This window comes from Methylovulum sp. (genome assembly GCF_028687615.1).
In the GTDB taxonomy this organism is placed as follows: domain Bacteria; phylum Pseudomonadota; class Gammaproteobacteria; order Methylococcales; family Methylomonadaceae; genus Methylovulum.
This window is the reverse complement of record NZ_JAQTZU010000032.1, coordinates 12,279-29,003: the sequence shown is the minus strand read 5'-3', so window position 1 is coordinate 29,003 and position 16,725 is coordinate 12,279. Positions and strand designations below refer to the sequence as shown.

Here is a 16,725-nt window from a genome sequence, read left to right as displayed (position 1 = left end):
GGGGATCGTCGAGCTGTCCAAAAATATCTAAAAAATCCATTTCTCCATCGTCCTTGATCAATTGCTTATGCCGCTATTATCTAAAATTCTGTTGGTTGGGTCGCTATTTTTAATGAGGTAGCCCTGACCATGACCACCCTAGCCATTGACACTTACGCATTAGTGACCAAATTAAAAGAAGCCGGCGTTCCCGAACAGCAAGCCGCCGCCCAGGTGGAAACCATCACCCAGGCGATTGATACCGCGCTGGAGCAAGCAAAGCATGATTATCAACTAGATAAATTAGTGACCAATAAAGACTTGGATGTAAGAATTAAAGAAACGGAGTTAAAAATAGAACTGGTGCGGTCAGAATTGAAACGGGATATTGCCGAAACCAAAGCCGAATTGGTGCGTTGGGTGGTCGGCGTAGGTGTTTTGCAAACGGTGTTGATCACGGCTTTAGTGTTGAAATTGGCAGGCACTTTTTAAAGCCTGGCGCAGATGACTACTCAAGATATTGCGAAACACCTTTTTGGGCCAAAATAAAATCCGGCTGGTCTAGGCGTTCCATTAGGCGTTGATAATTAAGATCATGTCGGCTCCTATCATTTTGTGGATGCCAAAGATGCAATACCGGCACGGCAAACCGCCCTTCTTTGCGCTTAATGCCCTGATGGACCAAACGGATCACCAAGTCGGAATCTTCGTACCCCCAGCCCTCAAATAACTCGTCAAAACCGTTGACGGCTAAAAAGTCAATTTTCCAGACACCTAAATTGCAAGTCATGGCTTTTTGCCATTTGTGCGGATGCAGGTGTCTGAAAAAACCCAGGGGCAAACTAAAAAATGCCACCACCCTATTGATTTTATTTTGCAATCTGAGCAATAAAAAATCAGAAAAAGACTTTTGATGCAACAAAATGCCCTGTTCCAAAACCTCTTGGGTGTAAGGCCGATTTAACAAAACCCTATTGCCTGGGACAAAACAGCCGACTTCTGCCAACTGTCTATGCTTGGCGACAAAATCAGGCCGGACTATGCAATCACCATCCAGAAAAATCAAATAATCGCCCTTGCATTGGGCCACGGCCTTGTTCCTGATCGTCCCGGCCCGAAAACCTTGGTCATCATGGTAAACATAAGCAATGGGTATATTGGCGTTAGCACAAAAAGACCGTGTAATTTGTAAATTTTCGGGGCTGGAACCATCATCAGCAATAATTATTTCAAATTCCTTATCCGTTTGCGCGAGCAAGCTGCCCACGCATAACATAAGAGCCTTGGGCCAATTATAAGTGCTTATAATGACTGATATTAAGTACATTTTTGAAAACTTGTATCCGGGTTACGATGCACAAGCAAAATACCTACAAAAAAAGCCAACAGATGCCCTTCAGGAAAGGTTTTGAAATGGGAACTGAACAAACTGGACACACACACGGCGACCAATACACTTGCAGCAATTGCACCATAGGGCTGATGGGCGACACCTTGGCGGATTGCGGCAACAATATAGGCAAAAAATAGTATCAACCCTAGCAATCCGTTTTCCAGCCAAACAAACAAATATTGATTATGCGGATCTGTGGCGGAATTCCCGCGCCAATCAGAATATTTTTTTGCCACATAAGGGCTGTAAGTCGATTTGAAAGATGATGTCCCGTAACCCCATATCGGATTCTTTTTGATTAATTCTATCGAATTTTGGGCATAAACGACCCTCAGCCCTATAGATGTCATCTCCTCGCTGGTTTGATAATTGGCTTTTTCAGCCATTCCTTTTTCAAGTCGTTGCTGTAAGGTTGGCGAGGCCAGCAGTGCCAAAAAAATAATTCCAGCTATCATCAAAAATATTTGCGGCAATTTTTTATAGCCATAAGCACAACCGGCAGCAAACACTACCGCAAAAGGGAAGGCAATATAGCCGCTTCTAGCCTCGCTAACAAAAAAAATATTAAAAACAAACAAAGCAATCGCCAAACCAACAAAGCCTTTATATTTTGTCGATAGCGGTTCTTTCAATAAAAAGATGCCGCATATCGTTGCGGCAACAAATGCCATGCTTTGGGAAACATAAGAGGTCATAAAAATGCCGGGGCCATTATCAGGCTTGATTGTAATGTCCGCCAGCCATAGCAGTCCGGCGACCAACGCGGCAATTGCCATGATGGTTAAATAACTTTTGACGAATAAACGTTGCCAATGGGCTTGATAAAACAAACCAAACAAAATAAAGGTATATGCCAGTTTTTTCCAGCTTAGCAAGGTGTCAATTTTATCCGGCCAACTCGTATCGGCGTAAAAAGCCCCGATCAATAGCCATGAATAAAAAACCAGAATCATTTTCCCTGCCGGTTGTCCGGCAGAAATTTTTAAACTACATATTGCCTCCCCCGACGCCAACCAGGCCACCAGCATGGCAGCACAAGCCACGCTGGTGACAGCCGTGGAAATCGGTGCGGCAATCCCGGCGATAATGGCAAGCCAGCGGCAAAACACCAGTGATTTTTCGCTAAAATCAGCATAGGAAACCATCGCTACCGCCACCATAATTGGTAAATATACTTACGTTTTATTTTTTCAAACCAAAACAGCAAACCATGCAGGCAGGGTCTTTGTGATGACCAGCGTGTTTCTATCGCGCTATTGAACAAGCCATTTTTGCTGCCTTGTTCAATGACCGGGGGTTCCAACCAAAGTATCTGTACGCCCGTCTGTTTATCCATCAGGTCAAACTGGTTATCAATCGGCCCGTTCATTTTATGTTGATCGACCCACTGTAATCTTTTTTGGGCAGTGGCACTATCGATGATGTAGGAATCAGTAAATCTGCCGCGTTTGCCTGGATATAAAAACTGCCCTGGCTTCCTTTGGCTTCTTGGGGTAAAAAAATTGCCACCGGAGCCGATATAAATGACTTTTTCCCCTGGAAACAAAGTGCTTTGCTCCAAAGACCGTTTGACTCCCAACGCAAACTGCTTACCAAAAACCGCATCATCTTCCAAAACCAAGCTGAACAAACTGCCGCTAGCGGCTATTTTTTGCAATGCGGCAACGTGTTTCATCGCGCAAGATTTTTGCGGCATGGTTAAGTCATTATTTTTATTAAAATATTGCTTAACGATTTCAGCCGTCAATTCATCGGCGTCCCAGTCAAAAATGAATTCCGCCGCCAAACCCGCGTTAGTTAATTGTTGTTCCATAAACTCACGGCGTTGGGTAAATTTTTTTACATTCAGCACATAAATGTGGTCGAGTTGCTTGGCGGCAGGCATTGGCAAAAATCCTAAAATGTAACTATAAGCTCTAGCATGTATTTAAGTGGCGACATATTTGAGTAACATTACTCAAATGGGCTATTATCTACCCAAATCTTAAAATAAAAGCCACATAACTAATAATGCTACCACCTGAAGTGACAATTGAAAGCATCCCTTGCGAATGCGGCAGCCTTTTAACTAAAAAAATATTGGCTGGGAATGATTGGCTTAATAATTTGCCAGGAGAATTTCAAGTCGTCCAATGTCGGGACTGCGGGTTATTAAGGACGAATCCCCGCCCGACACCAGATACCATTGGGTTTTATTACCCCGATAACTATGGGCCTTATTTAACAACACAGGTTAAACAAAACCATCAGCCTAAAAAAATCAAAAAAGGCATCAAAAAGTGGCTCTCCGACCATTTTAACGCAAACAGCAAAACCATAATACCCGACACTAAACCAGGACAATTGCTTGAAATAGGTTGTGGGTCGGGTGATTTTTTGATGGAAATGCAGCAACAAGGCTGGGAAGTGCAAGGCTTGGAACCTTCGGACACAGCAACCCATCGCGCCCGCCTACAAGGGCTTGAGGTAACTTGCGGGACTCTTGAGACAACTGAACTGCCCCAAAATCACTTTGACATGGTTGTGGCCTGGATGGTGATAGAACACCTCCACCATCCACTTGCCGGCCTAGAAAAAATCTGCCTAGCCCTTAAACCTGGCGGGGTTCTGGTGCTATCCGTACCTGATATGGGTGGGCTGGATTTTCGCTTATTCAAACAACATTATTACGCGCTGCATTTGCCCAACCATTTATATCACTTTACCCGTTTTAGCATTAAGCGATTGATTTTAGATGCCGGTTTTAGACAATGCCGGTTTTTTTGGCATCGCAACCCGAATTATTTTTTTGCCAGCCTAAACCATGTTTTTGCCATCAGGCAGCAGCCCCGGTTGGAATCATTTACCCAAAAAGTATTGGATAGGAAGCGTTTAAAATTATTTTCGAAACTTTTGGGATGGCTGCTGGCTTTAACAAGGCAAAGCGGCAGAATGACGGTTTGGGCTTACAAATGTCGTTAAAAATCGCTTGGAAGCCCGTTTCACAAAATAGAAACGTTGCCAGTACACGCGTTCGCTGCCTAAATACAATGGACATTTTGCAAAAGAAGGGCTGGTCTGTAAGTTTTTTGGCGGACAATCCGAACATCAAATATGATATCGTGGTTTTCAACAAAACCCATAATAACCGAGGTCTTGAAGAAGCACGGCGAGTAAAGGACAGTGGTGCCAAAATCATTTTCGACCTATGCGACAACTATTTTTATAATCCGCATCAATTACCGGAAATAGACCGCGCCCAATATATTATTTTGCAAATGATGCGCTTGGCAGATAAAAATGTCGCCTCTTCGGAATTCCTGGCGGCGTGCATGGCTGAGTATATTGCTTCAGAACAAATCAACATAATTGAAGATGCCGTTGACGAACTCTTACCGCTGGCAACCAACCTCGCCGATTACTGGAACCAACTGCGTAAATACCGTCAACTGTCCGAAAAAATAGCATGTTGGCGCAAGGAAGGAAAAATTTGTTTAGTCTGGTTTGGGATTGCCGGTGGCGGTAAAGCCGATTATGGCATCGGTGATTTGGCAAAAATCGAAGCCATATTAAATGATCCAAAATTTCGCAAACGCATCACACTGACGGCAATCAGCAACGATAACAAGCGATTCCAAGACATTACTGCCAAATGGGATATTCCTGTCGCTTATTTGCCGTGGCATACCAGTACCTTTAGCCACGCCTTCAAATTACACGACATTTCAGTTATCCCCATCAGTAAAAATCCATTTACCTTAGCAAAAACCAATAATCGCTTGGCACTTTCATTGCGGTTAGGATTGCCAGTAATTGCCGACAGCATACCCAGTTACCTACCTTTCAGCAAAACCTGTGTTTTAGATGACTGGGAAAAAGGGCTTGATGTCTATGTCAACAATATCGAACAACGCTTTTCCGATGTTGGCCAAGGGCAGCGTTTAATAGTGGAAAACTGGTCAACTGCCGGCATCAGCAAGCAATGGGAAAACCTTTTCTACAAGGTGGTTAAACAATGAAAAATATAACAAAACTTTTCGCCACCGACCATTCACTTTATGAAAAACCCTGGCTAATAGTAGGCAAAGGGCCTAGTTATCAATTTATCAATGACGTTGATTTATCGGCCTATAATGTCTTGGCACTTAATCATGTCATCAGCCAAATCAATGCCAAAATCAGCCATTTAATAGATATTGACGTGTTTGAAACTTGCGCCGCCCAAATCTACGCACAAGCCGACTATTTAGTCCTCCCTTATTATCCCCATAGCGGTAACCAGGTCGGTGAATTTTCTTTGCCTAATCTGCTAGAAAAACACCCTTTACTAGGAAAAATGGATCAGGAAGGGCGTTTGTTCTGGTACGACCATTTGGGCATTAAGGCCTTGTTACGCCACGGAAAACGTCCTGTTAGATTAAGTCGGCAAATACGTGTCTCCTACTTTAGTGCTGAAGCAGCCGTTGATATTTTGGCTACGCAGGGTATCAAAAGCATAAGGACGCTGGGAATTGATGGGGGCGGCAGTTATAGCCAGATTTTTGAGCAAATCTCACCAGAAACGCGGCTTGCTAATGGTAATGCCTCATTTGACAACCAATTTATCGGCATCATTAGCAAGATCAGCAAATACCATCTTGATTATCAATCCTTGGCTAACCATTATCCGATTAAAGTTTATGTCGCCACTCAAGAAGAACAAATGCTGTCGGTTAAAGTTTTGGAATACTCCATCAGAAAACACGCATCAAACCCGGTGGAAGTCTTTCCTTTACATGAGGCCAACATCAAATACCGCGAACCCAAAGATCCCCGCAACAAGCAAAGGACACCCTTTTCTTTCCAGCGTTTTTTAATCCCCCACTTAAATGCCCATCAAGGACGGGCAATCTATCTTGACTCCGACATGCAGCTATTCACGGACATCAGCCAGCTCTGGAATTTACCTATGGGTAGCCATGACCTATTGACAGTGAACCCAAGCCGCCGCGAAAAAAATCGCCGTTTGCAATTTAGTGTGATGCTAATGGATTGTGAAAAATTGGCCTGGAATGTTGATGGCATCATTGACGAACTTGATGCAGGGCGTTTGACCTACGAAAGCCTTATGTACGATATGGCGGCAGCTAAGAATATAGGCGTTTGCATTCCCAGTGAATGGAATTGCCTGGAATGGTTTAAGGAAAACAAGAGCTTCTTGGTGCATTACACCGATATGCCAACCCAGCCTTGGGTCAGTCGGGACAATAAGCTTGGACATTTATGGATAAATGACCTGATTGAAGCTGTTGAAAATGGATTTATTGACATCCGCTTTATTCAAGAACATATCAATAACGGCTGGGTCAGACCTTCATTGATGTATCAAATTGAAAATAAAGTTTTATCCAGCTTTAAGCTTCCCGAAACGGTTTGTCAATTGGATGAAAATTTTTCCGCCCCCTATAAAAGCTTATAATCCAATGAAAATAAAGTATTTTATGTCCGCAAAGGGATTTAACTAAATTTATGGCAACCACCCAAAGCCAAGCGTTAGTGTCAGTCGTCATCGCAACTTTCAATGGCGGGCGTTTTTTACAAGAACAGCTCAATAGCATCATCAGGCAAACCCACCAAAATCTTGAAATCATAGCCATTGACGATTGCTCAACGGATAATACGGCATCCATATTGAGCGATTATGCGGCGCAATACCCTAATTTTACATTCGTCAAAAACGAGCAAAATATCGGCTATCAGAAAAATTTTGAAAAAGGCTTTTTGCTCGCAAAGGGCGAGTTCATTGCGCCCTGCGACCAAGATGACATCTGGTTACCCACAAAAATTGAAGTATTGCTGAATAACATTGGCAATCACCCGATAGCCTATTGTGATTCAAATTTTATTAATCACTCTGGTGAATTGTTGGGTGAAAAAATGAGCGATGCCAAGGCATTGATCGATTTCGATGATCCCATCATGTTTGTCGTCGGCGGATCAGTCGCCGGACACGCAATGCTCATAACCAAACAACTGGTCATGGAGACCCTGCCATTTCCAGACAAAATCATGCCCCATGATTACTGGTTAGCATTTGTCGCTACATTTTATGGCTCACTTAAATTTATAGATCAGGCCTTAGTATTGTACCGTCGACATGACAGCAATTTGTTCGGCTCGTTTAATTCGAAAAACAAACCAAGGGAAACCTCATGGCAACGAATAACGGACGCGCAGCAACGTGTCCGGCTTCTTTATGAAAAATGTCCAGATGGTTTAACTGACAAAAAAGAAGTGTTCCGCAAAATTTGCAAAAGTTACGAACAATACTCGCTGGCAAACAATTTTGAAAGAATGGGCGTTTTTTTCAAATACAGAAAAGAAATACTCAGCTACAAAAAACGCAACGAATTAAGGCGTTGTTTATATTGCTTAAAAGTTTTTTTCAAAATAATTTAATCACTATGCTTAAAAGCCGCACAGGACAACAACACGACAATATGGACACCACTTCCAAAAATCCTCTGGTATCCATTGTGCTGGCAAGCTACAACGGCGGACGTTTTTTACAAGAGCAACTGGACAGCCTAGTTAGGCAGACTTATCAAAATATTGAAATAATCGCTGTGGATGATTGTTCCACTGATAATACGGTCAATCTACTCGACCAATACGCCGCGAAATATAGCCATTTTTTAGTTGTTAAAAATGGGCAAAACATGGGGCATGTAAAAACCTTTGAAAAAGGGTTTGCTTTGGCAAAAGGCGATTATATTGCGCCTTGTGACCAAGACGATATATGGCTGCCCACTAAAATTGAAGTTTTAATTAAACATATAGGCGATCATGCCATCGCCTATTGTGATTCTGAATTTATAGACGGTGCAGGGCAAGCACTCGGAAAAAAAATGAGCGACACCAAAAATCTTACTGATTTTGATAGCCCTCTCATGTATATCGAAGTCGGTATCTCGGCACTTGGACACGCTATTTTGATGACCAAACAGCTTGCGTTAGCGGCAATGCCCTTTCCCTATAAATTTTCCCATGACAACTGGTTAGGATTTGTCGCTTCTTTCAATGGCTCAGTGAAATTTGTCGATGAGGTGCTAGTGCAATACCGCCGCCACGACAGTAATTTAACCAATGCCCTCCATAAAAAAGATAGAAAAAAAATGGCTGGTAAAAAAGGGACCAAACAACAACGCATCGCAAATGCCCAACAACGCTTAAAAACCTTGTACGATAAATGCCCTGGCCATCTGCCTGAAAAAGAAGTGATTGGTCAGTTATACAAAAGCCACGAAAACTATTCATTCAGCAATAATTTTTTGAGGATGCGGTTATTTTTTCAACACCGCAATAAAATCTTGCTTCATAAGAAGTATCGTCATCCTGAATTAAAACGGCGGCTACACTGTTTTAAAGCTTTTTTTAAAATGATCTGATGCCTTATGAATACTCCCGCTAATATTATTATCAGCCGAACGGACAGCATCGGGGACGTGGTGTTAACGCTCCCTCTCGCCGCCGTATTAAAACAACACTTCCCCACTATGACCATTGGCATCATGGGGACACCGTATACAAAAGCCATTATTGAGTCTTGCAAGTATGTTGATGTTTTTATTGATAAAGATGATTTTCTAAAGCAACAGGTCAGTTTGGCTGGCGAACCGCCACAGTGTCTGCTGCATGTCCTGCCCCGCCCCGAAATTGCTAAACGGGCCAAAGAATTACAAATTCCCTGGCGTATAGGGACAACAAACCGTTGGTATCATTGGCCCACCTGCAACAAGTTGGTCAAGCTGAGCCGCAACCGCTCCCCTCTTCATGAAGCACAATTAAACTTAAAGTTGTTAAAACCTTTTGGCATAAACCACGATTTTTCCTTGCCAGAAATTGCCGAATTAACAGACATGAGCCGCTTGCCTGTTTTACCGCCACATTTTGCCGCCTTATTGCAAGCGGATAAATTTAAAATAATCCTTCATCCCAAATCGCGCGGCAATGCGAGGGAATGGGATTTAGATCATTATGTGACATTGGTTAAGTTGCTGGACACCAATAAATTTCAAATTATTATTTCAGGTACGTCCGGCGAGAAAGCGGATTTGCAACCATTACTAGACCAAGTAGGGGAACGAGTCACTGACATCAGCGGCTTAATGGGCCTGCCTGAATTTATTTCATTGATTGCTGAATGCGATGGCTTGGTCGCCTGTAGCACGGGGCCTTTGCATATTGCCGCCGCCTTACAAAAACATGCCTTGGGCATTTACCCGCCCATGCGGCCTATACACCCAGGGCGTTGGCAGCCCATAGGGAAACATGCGAAAGTTTTTGTATTAGATAAAAACTGTAGCGATTGCAGAAAAAACAAGACATTTTGCCCTTGTACCCAAGCGATACGGCCTGAAGACATAAAAAATTATGTAGAATCATTAGGCATCTTTCCTAAATAATCGTGATAGGGCCAACCCATATTGATCGGGTTAAAAAAGCAATGGACGATGTGAAAGTTTGTAACCCCCAAACATTAAAAAGCCAGTTAATCAAAATAGAATAATGAAATCCTCCAAACTCTACGGCTTACACTCCGTACAAGCCGCCCTCGACTACTCGCCAAAATCCATCAACAAAGCCTGGATAGACGAGCAACGCCAAGACAAACGCCTAAATCAAGCCATTGAAGCCTTGCTGGATTTAGGCATAGAGCCGGAAAAGCTCGAACGCAAAAAACTCGACAAATTGGCGGAAGGCAATAACCACCAAGGCATTGTCATTGAAGTGGACATGCCCGGCGAATTGTCGGAAAGCGATTTGAAAACCGCCGTGCAAAGCCTGGGTGAAACCGCGCTGTTTTTGGTGTTGGACAACGTGCAAGACCCGCACAACCTCGGTGCCTGCCTGCGTAGCTGCGATGCCACCGGCGTACACGGCGTGATTATCACCAAAGACAACGCCACCGGCATCACACCAACCGTGTGCAAAGTCGCCAGTGGCGCGGCGGAAACCGTCCCCGTTTACCAAGTCACCAACCTCTCGCGCACCCTGCGCTGGCTGAAAGACCAGGGCTTATGGATTTTCGGTGCGGCGGGCGAAGCCGAGCAAACCGTTTACCAAGCCGATTTGACCGTGCCGCTGGCCTTGGTGCTGGGTGCGGAAGGCAAAGGTATGCGCCGCCTGACCCGCGAACAATGCGATGTGTTGGTGAAACTGCCGATGCTGGGCAAAGTGGAAAGCCTGAACGTGTCGGTGGCGACGGGGGTGTTGTTGTATGAAATCTTGCGGCAACGGCGTGGATGAGGGTGGGTTTATGGGGCTTGATTTTTCGCCGCTAGCCGATGCCATCCGGCAACTCGAAAAAAGCATCGCCTTTGCCACCTCGGAAATGGCGGAAAATGATGCAGAGCTGTTTGAACAATTCCGCAACTCCGTCATTCAATGCTTTGAATTCACTTACGAATTAAGCCACAAAATGCTGGTGCGCCATCTCGAAACCACCTCGGCGAATCCAGAAGCCATCGACCTAAGCACTTTCCAAACCATCATCCGTATCGGCAACGAAAAAGGCCTGCTACGCTCCGATTGGCCAACCTGGCGCGATTACCGCCAAGCACGCTCCAACACCAGCCACACCTACAACCGTAGCAAAGCCGAAGCCGTCTACAAAATCGCCTTCGATTTTTTGGCAGAAGCGAAATACCTGCACCAGCAATTGCTCAGCCGAAGCCAAGACGATGCCCAAGCTTGACCTAAGCCCGCAAGATTGGGATGAAGTCCGCCAAATCCTTAAAACCCATGTGCCGGACTACGCCGTGTGGGCATTCGGCTCGCGCGTCACCGGCAAAGCCAAGCCCTATTCAGATTTGGATTTGGCGATCATCACCCAACAGCCGTTGTCTTTGTCGGTAATAGCCGCGCTTAACGAAGCGTTTGACGAATCCAATTTGGCGATTCGGGTTGATATTGTCGATTGGGCGGCAATAAGCGAAGAATTTCAAAAGATTATTGGGCGGGATAAGGTGGTTGTGCAGGACGCAAGCCTAAATCTATAATTAATCGCCCGCAAAATTCAATAAAGATTAGCTTATGAGTTTACAGACAAATTTACTAGGAAGGCTTAGAAATACCGACTTGCCGAAAAGTCATGCGCTTTTACCAGTTTTTGAAACTGTTGTGAACTCAATTCATGCCTTAGAGGAACGGGGCAATTTAACGACAACAGGCCAAATCGTTTTAAAAATTCAAAGAGTTGGACAGTTACAATTTGCAGAAGCTGGCACAATTCCCACCGAAATTAGGGGGTTCATCATTGAAGACAATGGAATTGGCTTCAATGATGCAAATATGCAGTCATTTCAAACCTTGGATTCTGACCACAAAATAGACAAAGGCTGTAGAGGTGTTGGTCGCTTACTTTGGCTAAAGGCTTTTACTCATATTGAAATTAATAGTGTATTTGAAGATTCTCAAAATAACTTTAAATCTCGCACTATTGGCTTTGATGCTAAAAATGGGGTCAAATTACTTCAAGAGAGCAATAGCGATAATATTGAACTGAAGACACATGTTGAATTGCAGGAATTTGATAAAAAATATCGGGATGTTGCGCCTAAAACAATTGATAGTATTGCCCGTGCCTTACTTGAACATTGTTTGTGGTATTTCGTTAGACCCGAAGGTGTTCCCAATATAAAAGTAAAAGACGTTAATGAGGTTATTTATTTAAATGATCTTTACGATACTTATATGCACGAATCCGCTTATTCGGAAAGTATAACAATAAAAAACTTCGATTTTGATTTAATCCATATTAAATTTAGGGCTTCTTCAAGTAAAAAACATGGCTTATCGTTATGTGCGGCAAGTCGATTAGTTAAAGAAGAATCAATTGGCGGAAAAATCCCTGGATTGCATGGCAAGTTGTCTGATGAAAATGGCGAGTTTATTTACAATTGCTATGTATCCTCCTCATACTTAGATGATAGGGTTCGTCCTGAGCGAACCTCGTTTAATCTTTCCGAAGATTTAAATGTTGACGAAATTTTTTCAGATTCTGAAATCACCTTAAAAGAACTTCGTAATCAGGTATTAGAAAGGTCTAAATTTTATTTAGCAGATTTTCTTCAAGAAAATTTACAGGCGGCAATAAATAGAATCGATCAATTTGTCTCAGAAAAAGCCCCGCGTTATCGACCAATCATTGCCCATATTTGTCAAAATGATTTGGCAATTGACCCTAACATTTCAGATAAAGACTTAGAGCTGCACCTTCATAAGCATCTTGCGGAAGTTGAGAGAAACATGCTTGAGCAAGGGCATCAAATAATGGCAAGTTTTGATAATGACTTTGATGATTATGAAGAAAGATTGAATCAATACCTTCAAATTGCAAAGGATATAAAAAAATCTGACCTTGCCAATTATGTTTCTCATCGTCGAGTCATCATTGATTTGCTTGAAAAATCAATTCAGCGAACCGAAACAGGCCGGTATGCTAGAGAAGATTTAATTCACGGGCTAATCATGCCCATGAGAAAAGACTCAAATGATGTATTAATGGACGAATACAATTTGTGGCTTGTTGATGAAAGGCTGGCTTTCCACAACTACTTGGCATCAGATAAGACCCTTAATGCAATGCCAATTACAGGAGCCAACTCAACTAAGGAGCCTGATATTTGCGCTCTGAATGTCTGCGATAACCCCATTCTTGTTTCAGAAAAACCCAATCTTCCTTTAGCTTCGATAACCGTCATTGAGATAAAGCGTCCAATGCGAAATGACGCAAAATCAGGTGAAGAAAAAGACCCGATTGAACAGGCTCTAGGTTATTTAAACCGGATAAGAAAAGGTCAAGTTACAACAGCCAATGGTAGGCCAATCCCAAACTCTGAGGATATTCCTGGTTACTGCTATGTGATTTGTGATTTAACACCCTCAATGGTAGACCGTTGTGAATTTCATAACTTAACTATAACCAGCGATCACATGGGGTACTTTGGTTACCATAAAAATTATAAGGCGTACATAGAAGTCATTTCTTTCGACAAATTAATCAATGCAGCCAAAGCACGTAATCGGGCATTTTTTGATAAGCTTGGTTTGCCAACGAATTAAGTTGGGCAAGCCTTAAATTTTGGTAAAGAAAAACAGGTGATGCCAATGACCCTATCCCCCCAAGAAATCACCCAACAACTGTTAATGCTCCCTGAGCAAGAACAACAAGAAGCATTGGATTTTATTGAATTTTTACATAGCAAATCCACGCAAAAACTTGCTAAAACCACTGTCAGTCAAAGTGCTTCCCAGACATTGGCTGGCGTGCTCGAAGGCCAAGCGGCAATCAGCGATGACAAGACGGTATCGCCCATTTATCAGGCTTTTGAGCAAGCGGGCTTGATTGGCTGTATTGAGTCGGATGCGCAGCTTTCGACTACCTACAAGGAAAAGTTGGATTTTTCGTTTAAGCACGGCGTAACGGAATGATTATTGTCGATAGCGGCTATTGGTTTGGATTATTTGATCGCAAGGATTATCACCATGCCGTTTGCAAAGCGTTTCTGATGACCTGCAAAGAGCCGTTAATCACCACGTTTCCGGTGTTAACCGAAGCCTTGCATTTATTAATGCGTAGGGAAAACATCCGTTTGGCTTTTGAATTTCTGGCCTTGTTACAAACCTTGCAACAACAGGGCAATTTTTTCACATTCTCATTAAATGACGCGCATTTGCCACGGCTTACGGAACTGATGAGACAATACGCCGATTTGCCAATGGATTTGGCAGATGCGTCGCTGGTATTATTGGCAGAAGAGCTAGGGCATGGGCGCATTGTTTCTACTGATAAGCGCGATTTCCATACTTACCGCTGGAAAAATCACCAGCCTTTTACCAATTTATTGCCGGAATAGCCGTATCGGCAACCGGTTCTGCTTGCCTCACCTTGGCGTAATCTCCGGCTTTAGGTTATAGTTTCCAAAAACCCTTCATAGATTAAAGAAATTGAACCCGCTATGCGACAGTTAAGCCGCAACCCCACTAAACTACGTGATCGATAACCACACCCTACAAGCCCAAAACCTAAGCTGCATCCGCGATGACCGGGTATTGTTCAGCGGCTTGGACTTTACCCTAAAAAACAACCAAGTTTTACTCTTGGAAGGCAAAAACGGCAGCGGCAAAACTTCGTTGTTGCGGATTTTATGCGGCTTCCGCGAACCCGATGCGGGCGAAGTGCGTTGGTGCGGCGAACCGATTGAGTCCGTGCAGTACCGCATCGATATGGCTTACGTCGGGCATTTGGATGGCATCAAAAAAGAGCTGACGGTGTTGGAAAACCTGACCGTGTCGCTGGCTTTGGCACAAGTTGGCACGCACAATATTCAAGCCGCGTTGGCGCGGGTGCAATTGGCTGGCTTTGATGATGTGCCCGCGCAAGCCCTATCTGCCGGACAAAAACGCCGCTTGTCCTTGGCGCGGCTGTTAATCACCCACAATGCCTTGTGGATTTTAGACGAACCGTTCACCGCGCTGGACAAGCAAGGCATTGCTTTGATTGAGCATTTAATGGCTGAGCATTGTGACCAAGGCGGTATGATTGTGCTAAGCTCACACCATGATTTAAACCTGCCCACTACCGACGTGCAACGTATCCATTTAGCCTGATGTCCTTAGCCACCGCCTTTTTTGCCATCATCCGCCGCGATTTGCTTCTCGCTTTACGCCGCCGTTCCGAAATTGCCAACCCCTTGTTCTTTTTCGTACTGGTCATCACCTTGTTTCCGCTCGGCGTGGGCGCAAAGCCGCATTTATTGCAGGCGATTGCGCCGGGGATTATCTGGGTGTCGGCTTTGCTGGCGGCGATGTTGTCGCTGGATAGTTTATTCCGCTCAGATTTTGATGACGGCTCGCTGGAACAGATGCTGCTCAGCCCGCATCCGGTCTCGATTTTGATTTTAGGCAAAGTGTTCGCCCATTGGCTGGTCACGGGCTTGCCTTTATTGCTGATCGCGCCTTTGCTGGCGGTGTTTTTAGGCATGCCAAACGAGTCCTTGGGCGTGTTATTGTTGACTTTGTTATTGGGCACACCGGTGTTAAGCCTGATCGGCGCGATTGGCGTTGCCTTGACGGTGGGGTTGCGGCGCGGCGGCATGATTTTGTCGCTGCTGGTGCTGCCCTTGTATGTGCCGGTGCTGATTTTTGCCAGCAATGCCGTGGAAATGGCGGCTGGCGGTTTGCCCATATCGGCGCAAATCAATATTTTGATCGCCATGTTGTTGATGGCTTTGGTTTTAGCTCCGTGGCCTACGGCGGCGGCATTAAAAATGAGTGTGAGTTAAGCGGTTTTCCGAAGTGATATTCTAATAACTATTCAATACCAACTGGAGCGAGGCAATATGGGGTCTAATAAGTTTTTGTCCATTTTTACACCAGCAAACAAACAACAAAGGCAGGAAAATTTTGCCGAATATTGGGAGTTTACCCAAAACCACGGCGGTGAGCTGTACGAAGCGGAAAAAGATTTAGCCAAAAAACGCGCCAAGCTACAGAGTTTTAAGGACAATCCAGTTAAACTGCGGACACCGTTGGCTGAACCCGAAGCGTTCTACCGTAATTACATTGAAATAAAAGACGATCTAACATCGTTAGACCGCATGACCTTGATGCTGACCAGCATGTATAAATTCGCCCGCCACGAATGGGTGGGCATTAAAGGCGCGTGGGATGTGGTGCCGGACATGGCTAACTCGCACAGCGTCGAAGATAAAATCAGCCGTGTACATTTGGCGGAAGAATTCTGCCATTGGCGTTTGTTTGACGAAATGCTCCGCACTTGTGGTTTGGATAAAGTCGAATGGGTCCCTCTTAGCCCGCTTAAAGAATGGATTTACGAACAATTCCCTAAAGTGCCTGGCCTGTTGATGGACCCGCCAGCGTTCGTCACCGAATTGATGGGCGTGACCTATTATTTCCACCTGCACCGTTTGTTTGATGACATATTGGTGGACGAGCCGGAAGTGCGCCAACGTTTGCATGATTTGCTGGACGAAATCACCATCGACGAAATCGCCCATGTCGGACAACGCCGCAACTTTATCGGCCCTATCGGCACGAAAGCGTCAAAAATGATGGTGCGGCCTTTGTACAAAATGTTCTTTGCCGACATTCCAGAAGTCGGCGTACTGTTTGATATTGAACAGATGGTAAAAGACGGCGAAGCGTTTGATTTTAATGAAGTACCTGATTACATGGTTGAAAAAAGCTGGATTCCTTCTTATTGTAAGGCTTAATAAAGTCACCCCATCCTCCGAAAGGTTCAAAGCAAACTGCGTGTGGGTTTTGAACCTTTTTCTATATAAGACGGTAGTCATGTTTTAGCAGACATT

At 44.2% G+C, this 16,725-nt stretch carries 19 protein-coding genes; 16 read left to right on the top strand and 3 right to left on the bottom strand.

Going from position 1 to position 16,725, the window contains the following annotated elements; translation table 11 throughout:
- The first annotated feature begins 129 nt into the window (after positions 1 to 129).
- On the top strand, positions 130 to 471 hold the full coding sequence (locus tag PHH59_RS15055; protein ID WP_300018003.1) for a DUF1640 domain-containing protein: 342 nt from the start codon (positions 130 to 132) through the stop codon (positions 469 to 471).
- Positions 472 to 487: 16 nt separating this feature from the next.
- Here the strand turns inward: PHH59_RS15055 and PHH59_RS15050 are convergent, their stop codons facing one another.
- From PHH59_RS15050 to PHH59_RS15040, 3 genes are read right to left on the bottom strand one after another with little or no spacing between them, the layout of a single operon-like run.
- Positions 488 to 1,306 (bottom strand): glycosyltransferase family 2 protein, encoded by an 819-nt coding sequence (locus PHH59_RS15050; protein WP_300018000.1) that lies wholly within the window; start codon positions 1,304 to 1,306, stop codon positions 488 to 490.
- Complete coding sequence (locus PHH59_RS15045) at positions 1,297 to 2,517, bottom strand: O-antigen ligase family protein (protein ID WP_300017997.1); 1,221 nt, start codon at positions 2,515 to 2,517, stop codon at positions 1,297 to 1,299. Before PHH59_RS15045 ends, PHH59_RS15050 begins: the two co-directional genes overlap by 10 nt.
- Before the next feature lie 2 nt (positions 2,518 to 2,519).
- Positions 2,520 to 3,257 carry a glycosyltransferase family 25 protein gene (locus PHH59_RS15040; RefSeq protein WP_300017994.1) on the bottom strand — a complete coding sequence of 246 codons (738 nt, stop codon included), beginning with the start codon at positions 3,255 to 3,257 and terminating at the stop codon, positions 2,520 to 2,522.
- A 125-nt stretch (positions 3,258 to 3,382) separates the two neighbouring features.
- Between PHH59_RS15040 and PHH59_RS15035 the strand changes: the two genes are divergently transcribed.
- The 15 genes from PHH59_RS15035 (at position 3,383) to PHH59_RS14965 (ending at position 16,629) form a co-directional block, all read left to right on the top strand.
- The gene (locus PHH59_RS15035) at positions 3,383 to 4,333 is read left to right on the top strand and encodes a class I SAM-dependent methyltransferase (RefSeq protein WP_300017992.1); all 951 of its coding nucleotides are present in this window, start codon (positions 3,383 to 3,385) and stop codon (positions 4,331 to 4,333) included.
- Between the two features lie 68 nt (positions 4,334 to 4,401).
- Positions 4,402 to 5,370 carry a hypothetical protein gene (locus PHH59_RS15030; protein ID WP_300017989.1) on the top strand — a complete coding sequence of 323 codons (969 nt, stop codon included), beginning with the start codon at positions 4,402 to 4,404 and terminating at the stop codon, positions 5,368 to 5,370.
- The gene (locus tag PHH59_RS15025; RefSeq protein WP_300017984.1) at positions 5,367 to 6,809 is read left to right on the top strand and encodes a glycosyltransferase; all 1,443 of its coding nucleotides are present in this window, start codon (positions 5,367 to 5,369) and stop codon (positions 6,807 to 6,809) included. Before PHH59_RS15030 ends, PHH59_RS15025 begins: the two co-directional genes overlap by 4 nt.
- Positions 6,810 to 6,859: 50 nt before the next feature.
- A complete protein-coding gene (locus PHH59_RS15020; RefSeq protein WP_300017981.1) occupies positions 6,860 to 7,789 on the top strand; it encodes a glycosyltransferase in 930 nt (309 codons plus the stop codon).
- Positions 7,790 to 7,794: 5 nt separating this feature from the next.
- On the top strand, positions 7,795 to 8,778 hold the full coding sequence (locus tag PHH59_RS15015; RefSeq protein WP_366145487.1) for a glycosyltransferase family 2 protein: 984 nt from the start codon (positions 7,795 to 7,797) through the stop codon (positions 8,776 to 8,778).
- 108 nt (positions 8,779 to 8,886) lie between these two features.
- Positions 8,887 to 9,795 (top strand): glycosyltransferase family 9 protein, encoded by a 909-nt coding sequence (locus PHH59_RS15010; RefSeq protein WP_300017978.1) that lies wholly within the window; start codon positions 8,887 to 8,889, stop codon positions 9,793 to 9,795.
- A 103-nt stretch (positions 9,796 to 9,898) separates the two neighbouring features.
- Positions 9,899 to 10,639, top strand: coding sequence for a 23S rRNA (guanosine(2251)-2'-O)-methyltransferase RlmB (rlmB, locus tag PHH59_RS15005; RefSeq protein WP_300017975.1), 741 nt, complete (start codon positions 9,899 to 9,901; stop codon positions 10,637 to 10,639).
- Entirely contained in the window at positions 10,611 to 11,087 is a 477-nt protein-coding gene (locus tag PHH59_RS15000; protein ID WP_300017972.1) for an HI0074 family nucleotidyltransferase substrate-binding subunit, read from the top strand. Before rlmB ends, PHH59_RS15000 begins: the two co-directional genes overlap by 29 nt.
- Complete coding sequence (locus PHH59_RS14995) at positions 11,074 to 11,391, top strand: nucleotidyltransferase domain-containing protein (protein WP_300017969.1); 318 nt, start codon at positions 11,074 to 11,076, stop codon at positions 11,389 to 11,391. The genes PHH59_RS15000 and PHH59_RS14995 overlap by 14 nt, the downstream gene beginning before the upstream one ends.
- A 34-nt stretch (positions 11,392 to 11,425) precedes the next feature.
- Entirely contained in the window at positions 11,426 to 13,456 is a 2,031-nt protein-coding gene (locus tag PHH59_RS14990) for an ATP-binding protein (RefSeq protein WP_300017966.1), read from the top strand.
- Positions 13,457 to 13,501: 45 nt separating this feature from the next.
- Positions 13,502 to 13,825, top strand: a complete 324-nt coding sequence (locus PHH59_RS14985) for a DUF2281 domain-containing protein (protein ID WP_300017963.1) — start codon at positions 13,502 to 13,504, stop codon at positions 13,823 to 13,825.
- Positions 13,822 to 14,250, top strand: a complete 429-nt coding sequence (locus PHH59_RS14980; protein WP_300017960.1) for a PIN domain-containing protein — start codon at positions 13,822 to 13,824, stop codon at positions 14,248 to 14,250. Before PHH59_RS14985 ends, PHH59_RS14980 begins: the two co-directional genes overlap by 4 nt.
- Positions 14,251 to 14,389: 139 nt before the next feature.
- The gene (gene ccmA / locus PHH59_RS14975) at positions 14,390 to 15,004 is read left to right on the top strand and encodes a cytochrome c biogenesis heme-transporting ATPase CcmA (protein ID WP_300018006.1); all 615 of its coding nucleotides are present in this window, start codon (positions 14,390 to 14,392) and stop codon (positions 15,002 to 15,004) included.
- Entirely contained in the window at positions 15,004 to 15,678 is a 675-nt protein-coding gene (gene ccmB / locus PHH59_RS14970) for a heme exporter protein CcmB (RefSeq protein ID WP_300017957.1), read from the top strand. The genes ccmA and ccmB overlap by 1 nt, the downstream gene beginning before the upstream one ends.
- Before the next feature lie 57 nt (positions 15,679 to 15,735).
- Positions 15,736 to 16,629: a hypothetical protein gene (locus PHH59_RS14965; protein WP_300017954.1), complete on the top strand. Its 894-nt coding sequence runs from the start codon at positions 15,736 to 15,738 to the stop codon at positions 16,627 to 16,629.
- Positions 16,630 to 16,725: the final 96 nt, after the last annotated feature.

Bases quoted from the DNA above. Each gene is read 5' to 3' on its own strand.
- rlmB (WP_300017975.1), top strand. From the start codon at position 9,899: ATGAAATCCTCCAAACTCTACGGCTTACACTCCGTACAAGCCGCCCTC.
- PHH59_RS15000 (WP_300017972.1), top strand. From the start codon at position 10,611: ATGAAATCTTGCGGCAACGGCGTGGATGAGGGTGGGTTTATGGGGCTT.
- PHH59_RS15010 (WP_300017978.1), top strand. From the start codon at position 8,887: ATGACCATTGGCATCATGGGGACACCGTATACAAAAGCCATTATTGAG.
- PHH59_RS15050 (WP_300018000.1), bottom strand. From the start codon at position 1,306: ATGTACTTAATATCAGTCATTATAAGCACTTATAATTGGCCCAAGGCT.
- PHH59_RS14995 (WP_300017969.1), top strand. From the start codon at position 11,074: ATGCCCAAGCTTGACCTAAGCCCGCAAGATTGGGATGAAGTCCGCCAA.
- PHH59_RS14965 (WP_300017954.1), top strand. From the start codon at position 15,736: ATGGGGTCTAATAAGTTTTTGTCCATTTTTACACCAGCAAACAAACAA.
- PHH59_RS14985 (WP_300017963.1), top strand. From the start codon at position 13,502: ATGACCCTATCCCCCCAAGAAATCACCCAACAACTGTTAATGCTCCCT.
- PHH59_RS14980 (WP_300017960.1), top strand. From the start codon at position 13,822: ATGATTATTGTCGATAGCGGCTATTGGTTTGGATTATTTGATCGCAAG.
- PHH59_RS15030 (WP_300017989.1), top strand. From the start codon at position 4,402: ATGGACATTTTGCAAAAGAAGGGCTGGTCTGTAAGTTTTTTGGCGGAC.
- PHH59_RS15045 (WP_300017997.1), bottom strand. From the start codon at position 2,517: ATGGTTTCCTATGCTGATTTTAGCGAAAAATCACTGGTGTTTTGCCGC.
- PHH59_RS15040 (WP_300017994.1), bottom strand. From the start codon at position 3,257: ATGCCTGCCGCCAAGCAACTCGACCACATTTATGTGCTGAATGTAAAA.
- PHH59_RS15015 (WP_366145487.1), top strand. From the start codon at position 7,795: ATGCTTAAAAGCCGCACAGGACAACAACACGACAATATGGACACCACT.
- PHH59_RS15020 (WP_300017981.1), top strand. From the start codon at position 6,860: ATGGCAACCACCCAAAGCCAAGCGTTAGTGTCAGTCGTCATCGCAACT.
- PHH59_RS14990 (WP_300017966.1), top strand. From the start codon at position 11,426: ATGAGTTTACAGACAAATTTACTAGGAAGGCTTAGAAATACCGACTTG.
- ccmB (WP_300017957.1), top strand. From the start codon at position 15,004: ATGTCCTTAGCCACCGCCTTTTTTGCCATCATCCGCCGCGATTTGCTT.
- PHH59_RS15025 (WP_300017984.1), top strand. From the start codon at position 5,367: ATGAAAAATATAACAAAACTTTTCGCCACCGACCATTCACTTTATGAA.
- PHH59_RS15035 (WP_300017992.1), top strand. From the start codon at position 3,383: ATGCTACCACCTGAAGTGACAATTGAAAGCATCCCTTGCGAATGCGGC.
- PHH59_RS15055 (WP_300018003.1), top strand. From the start codon at position 130: ATGACCACCCTAGCCATTGACACTTACGCATTAGTGACCAAATTAAAA.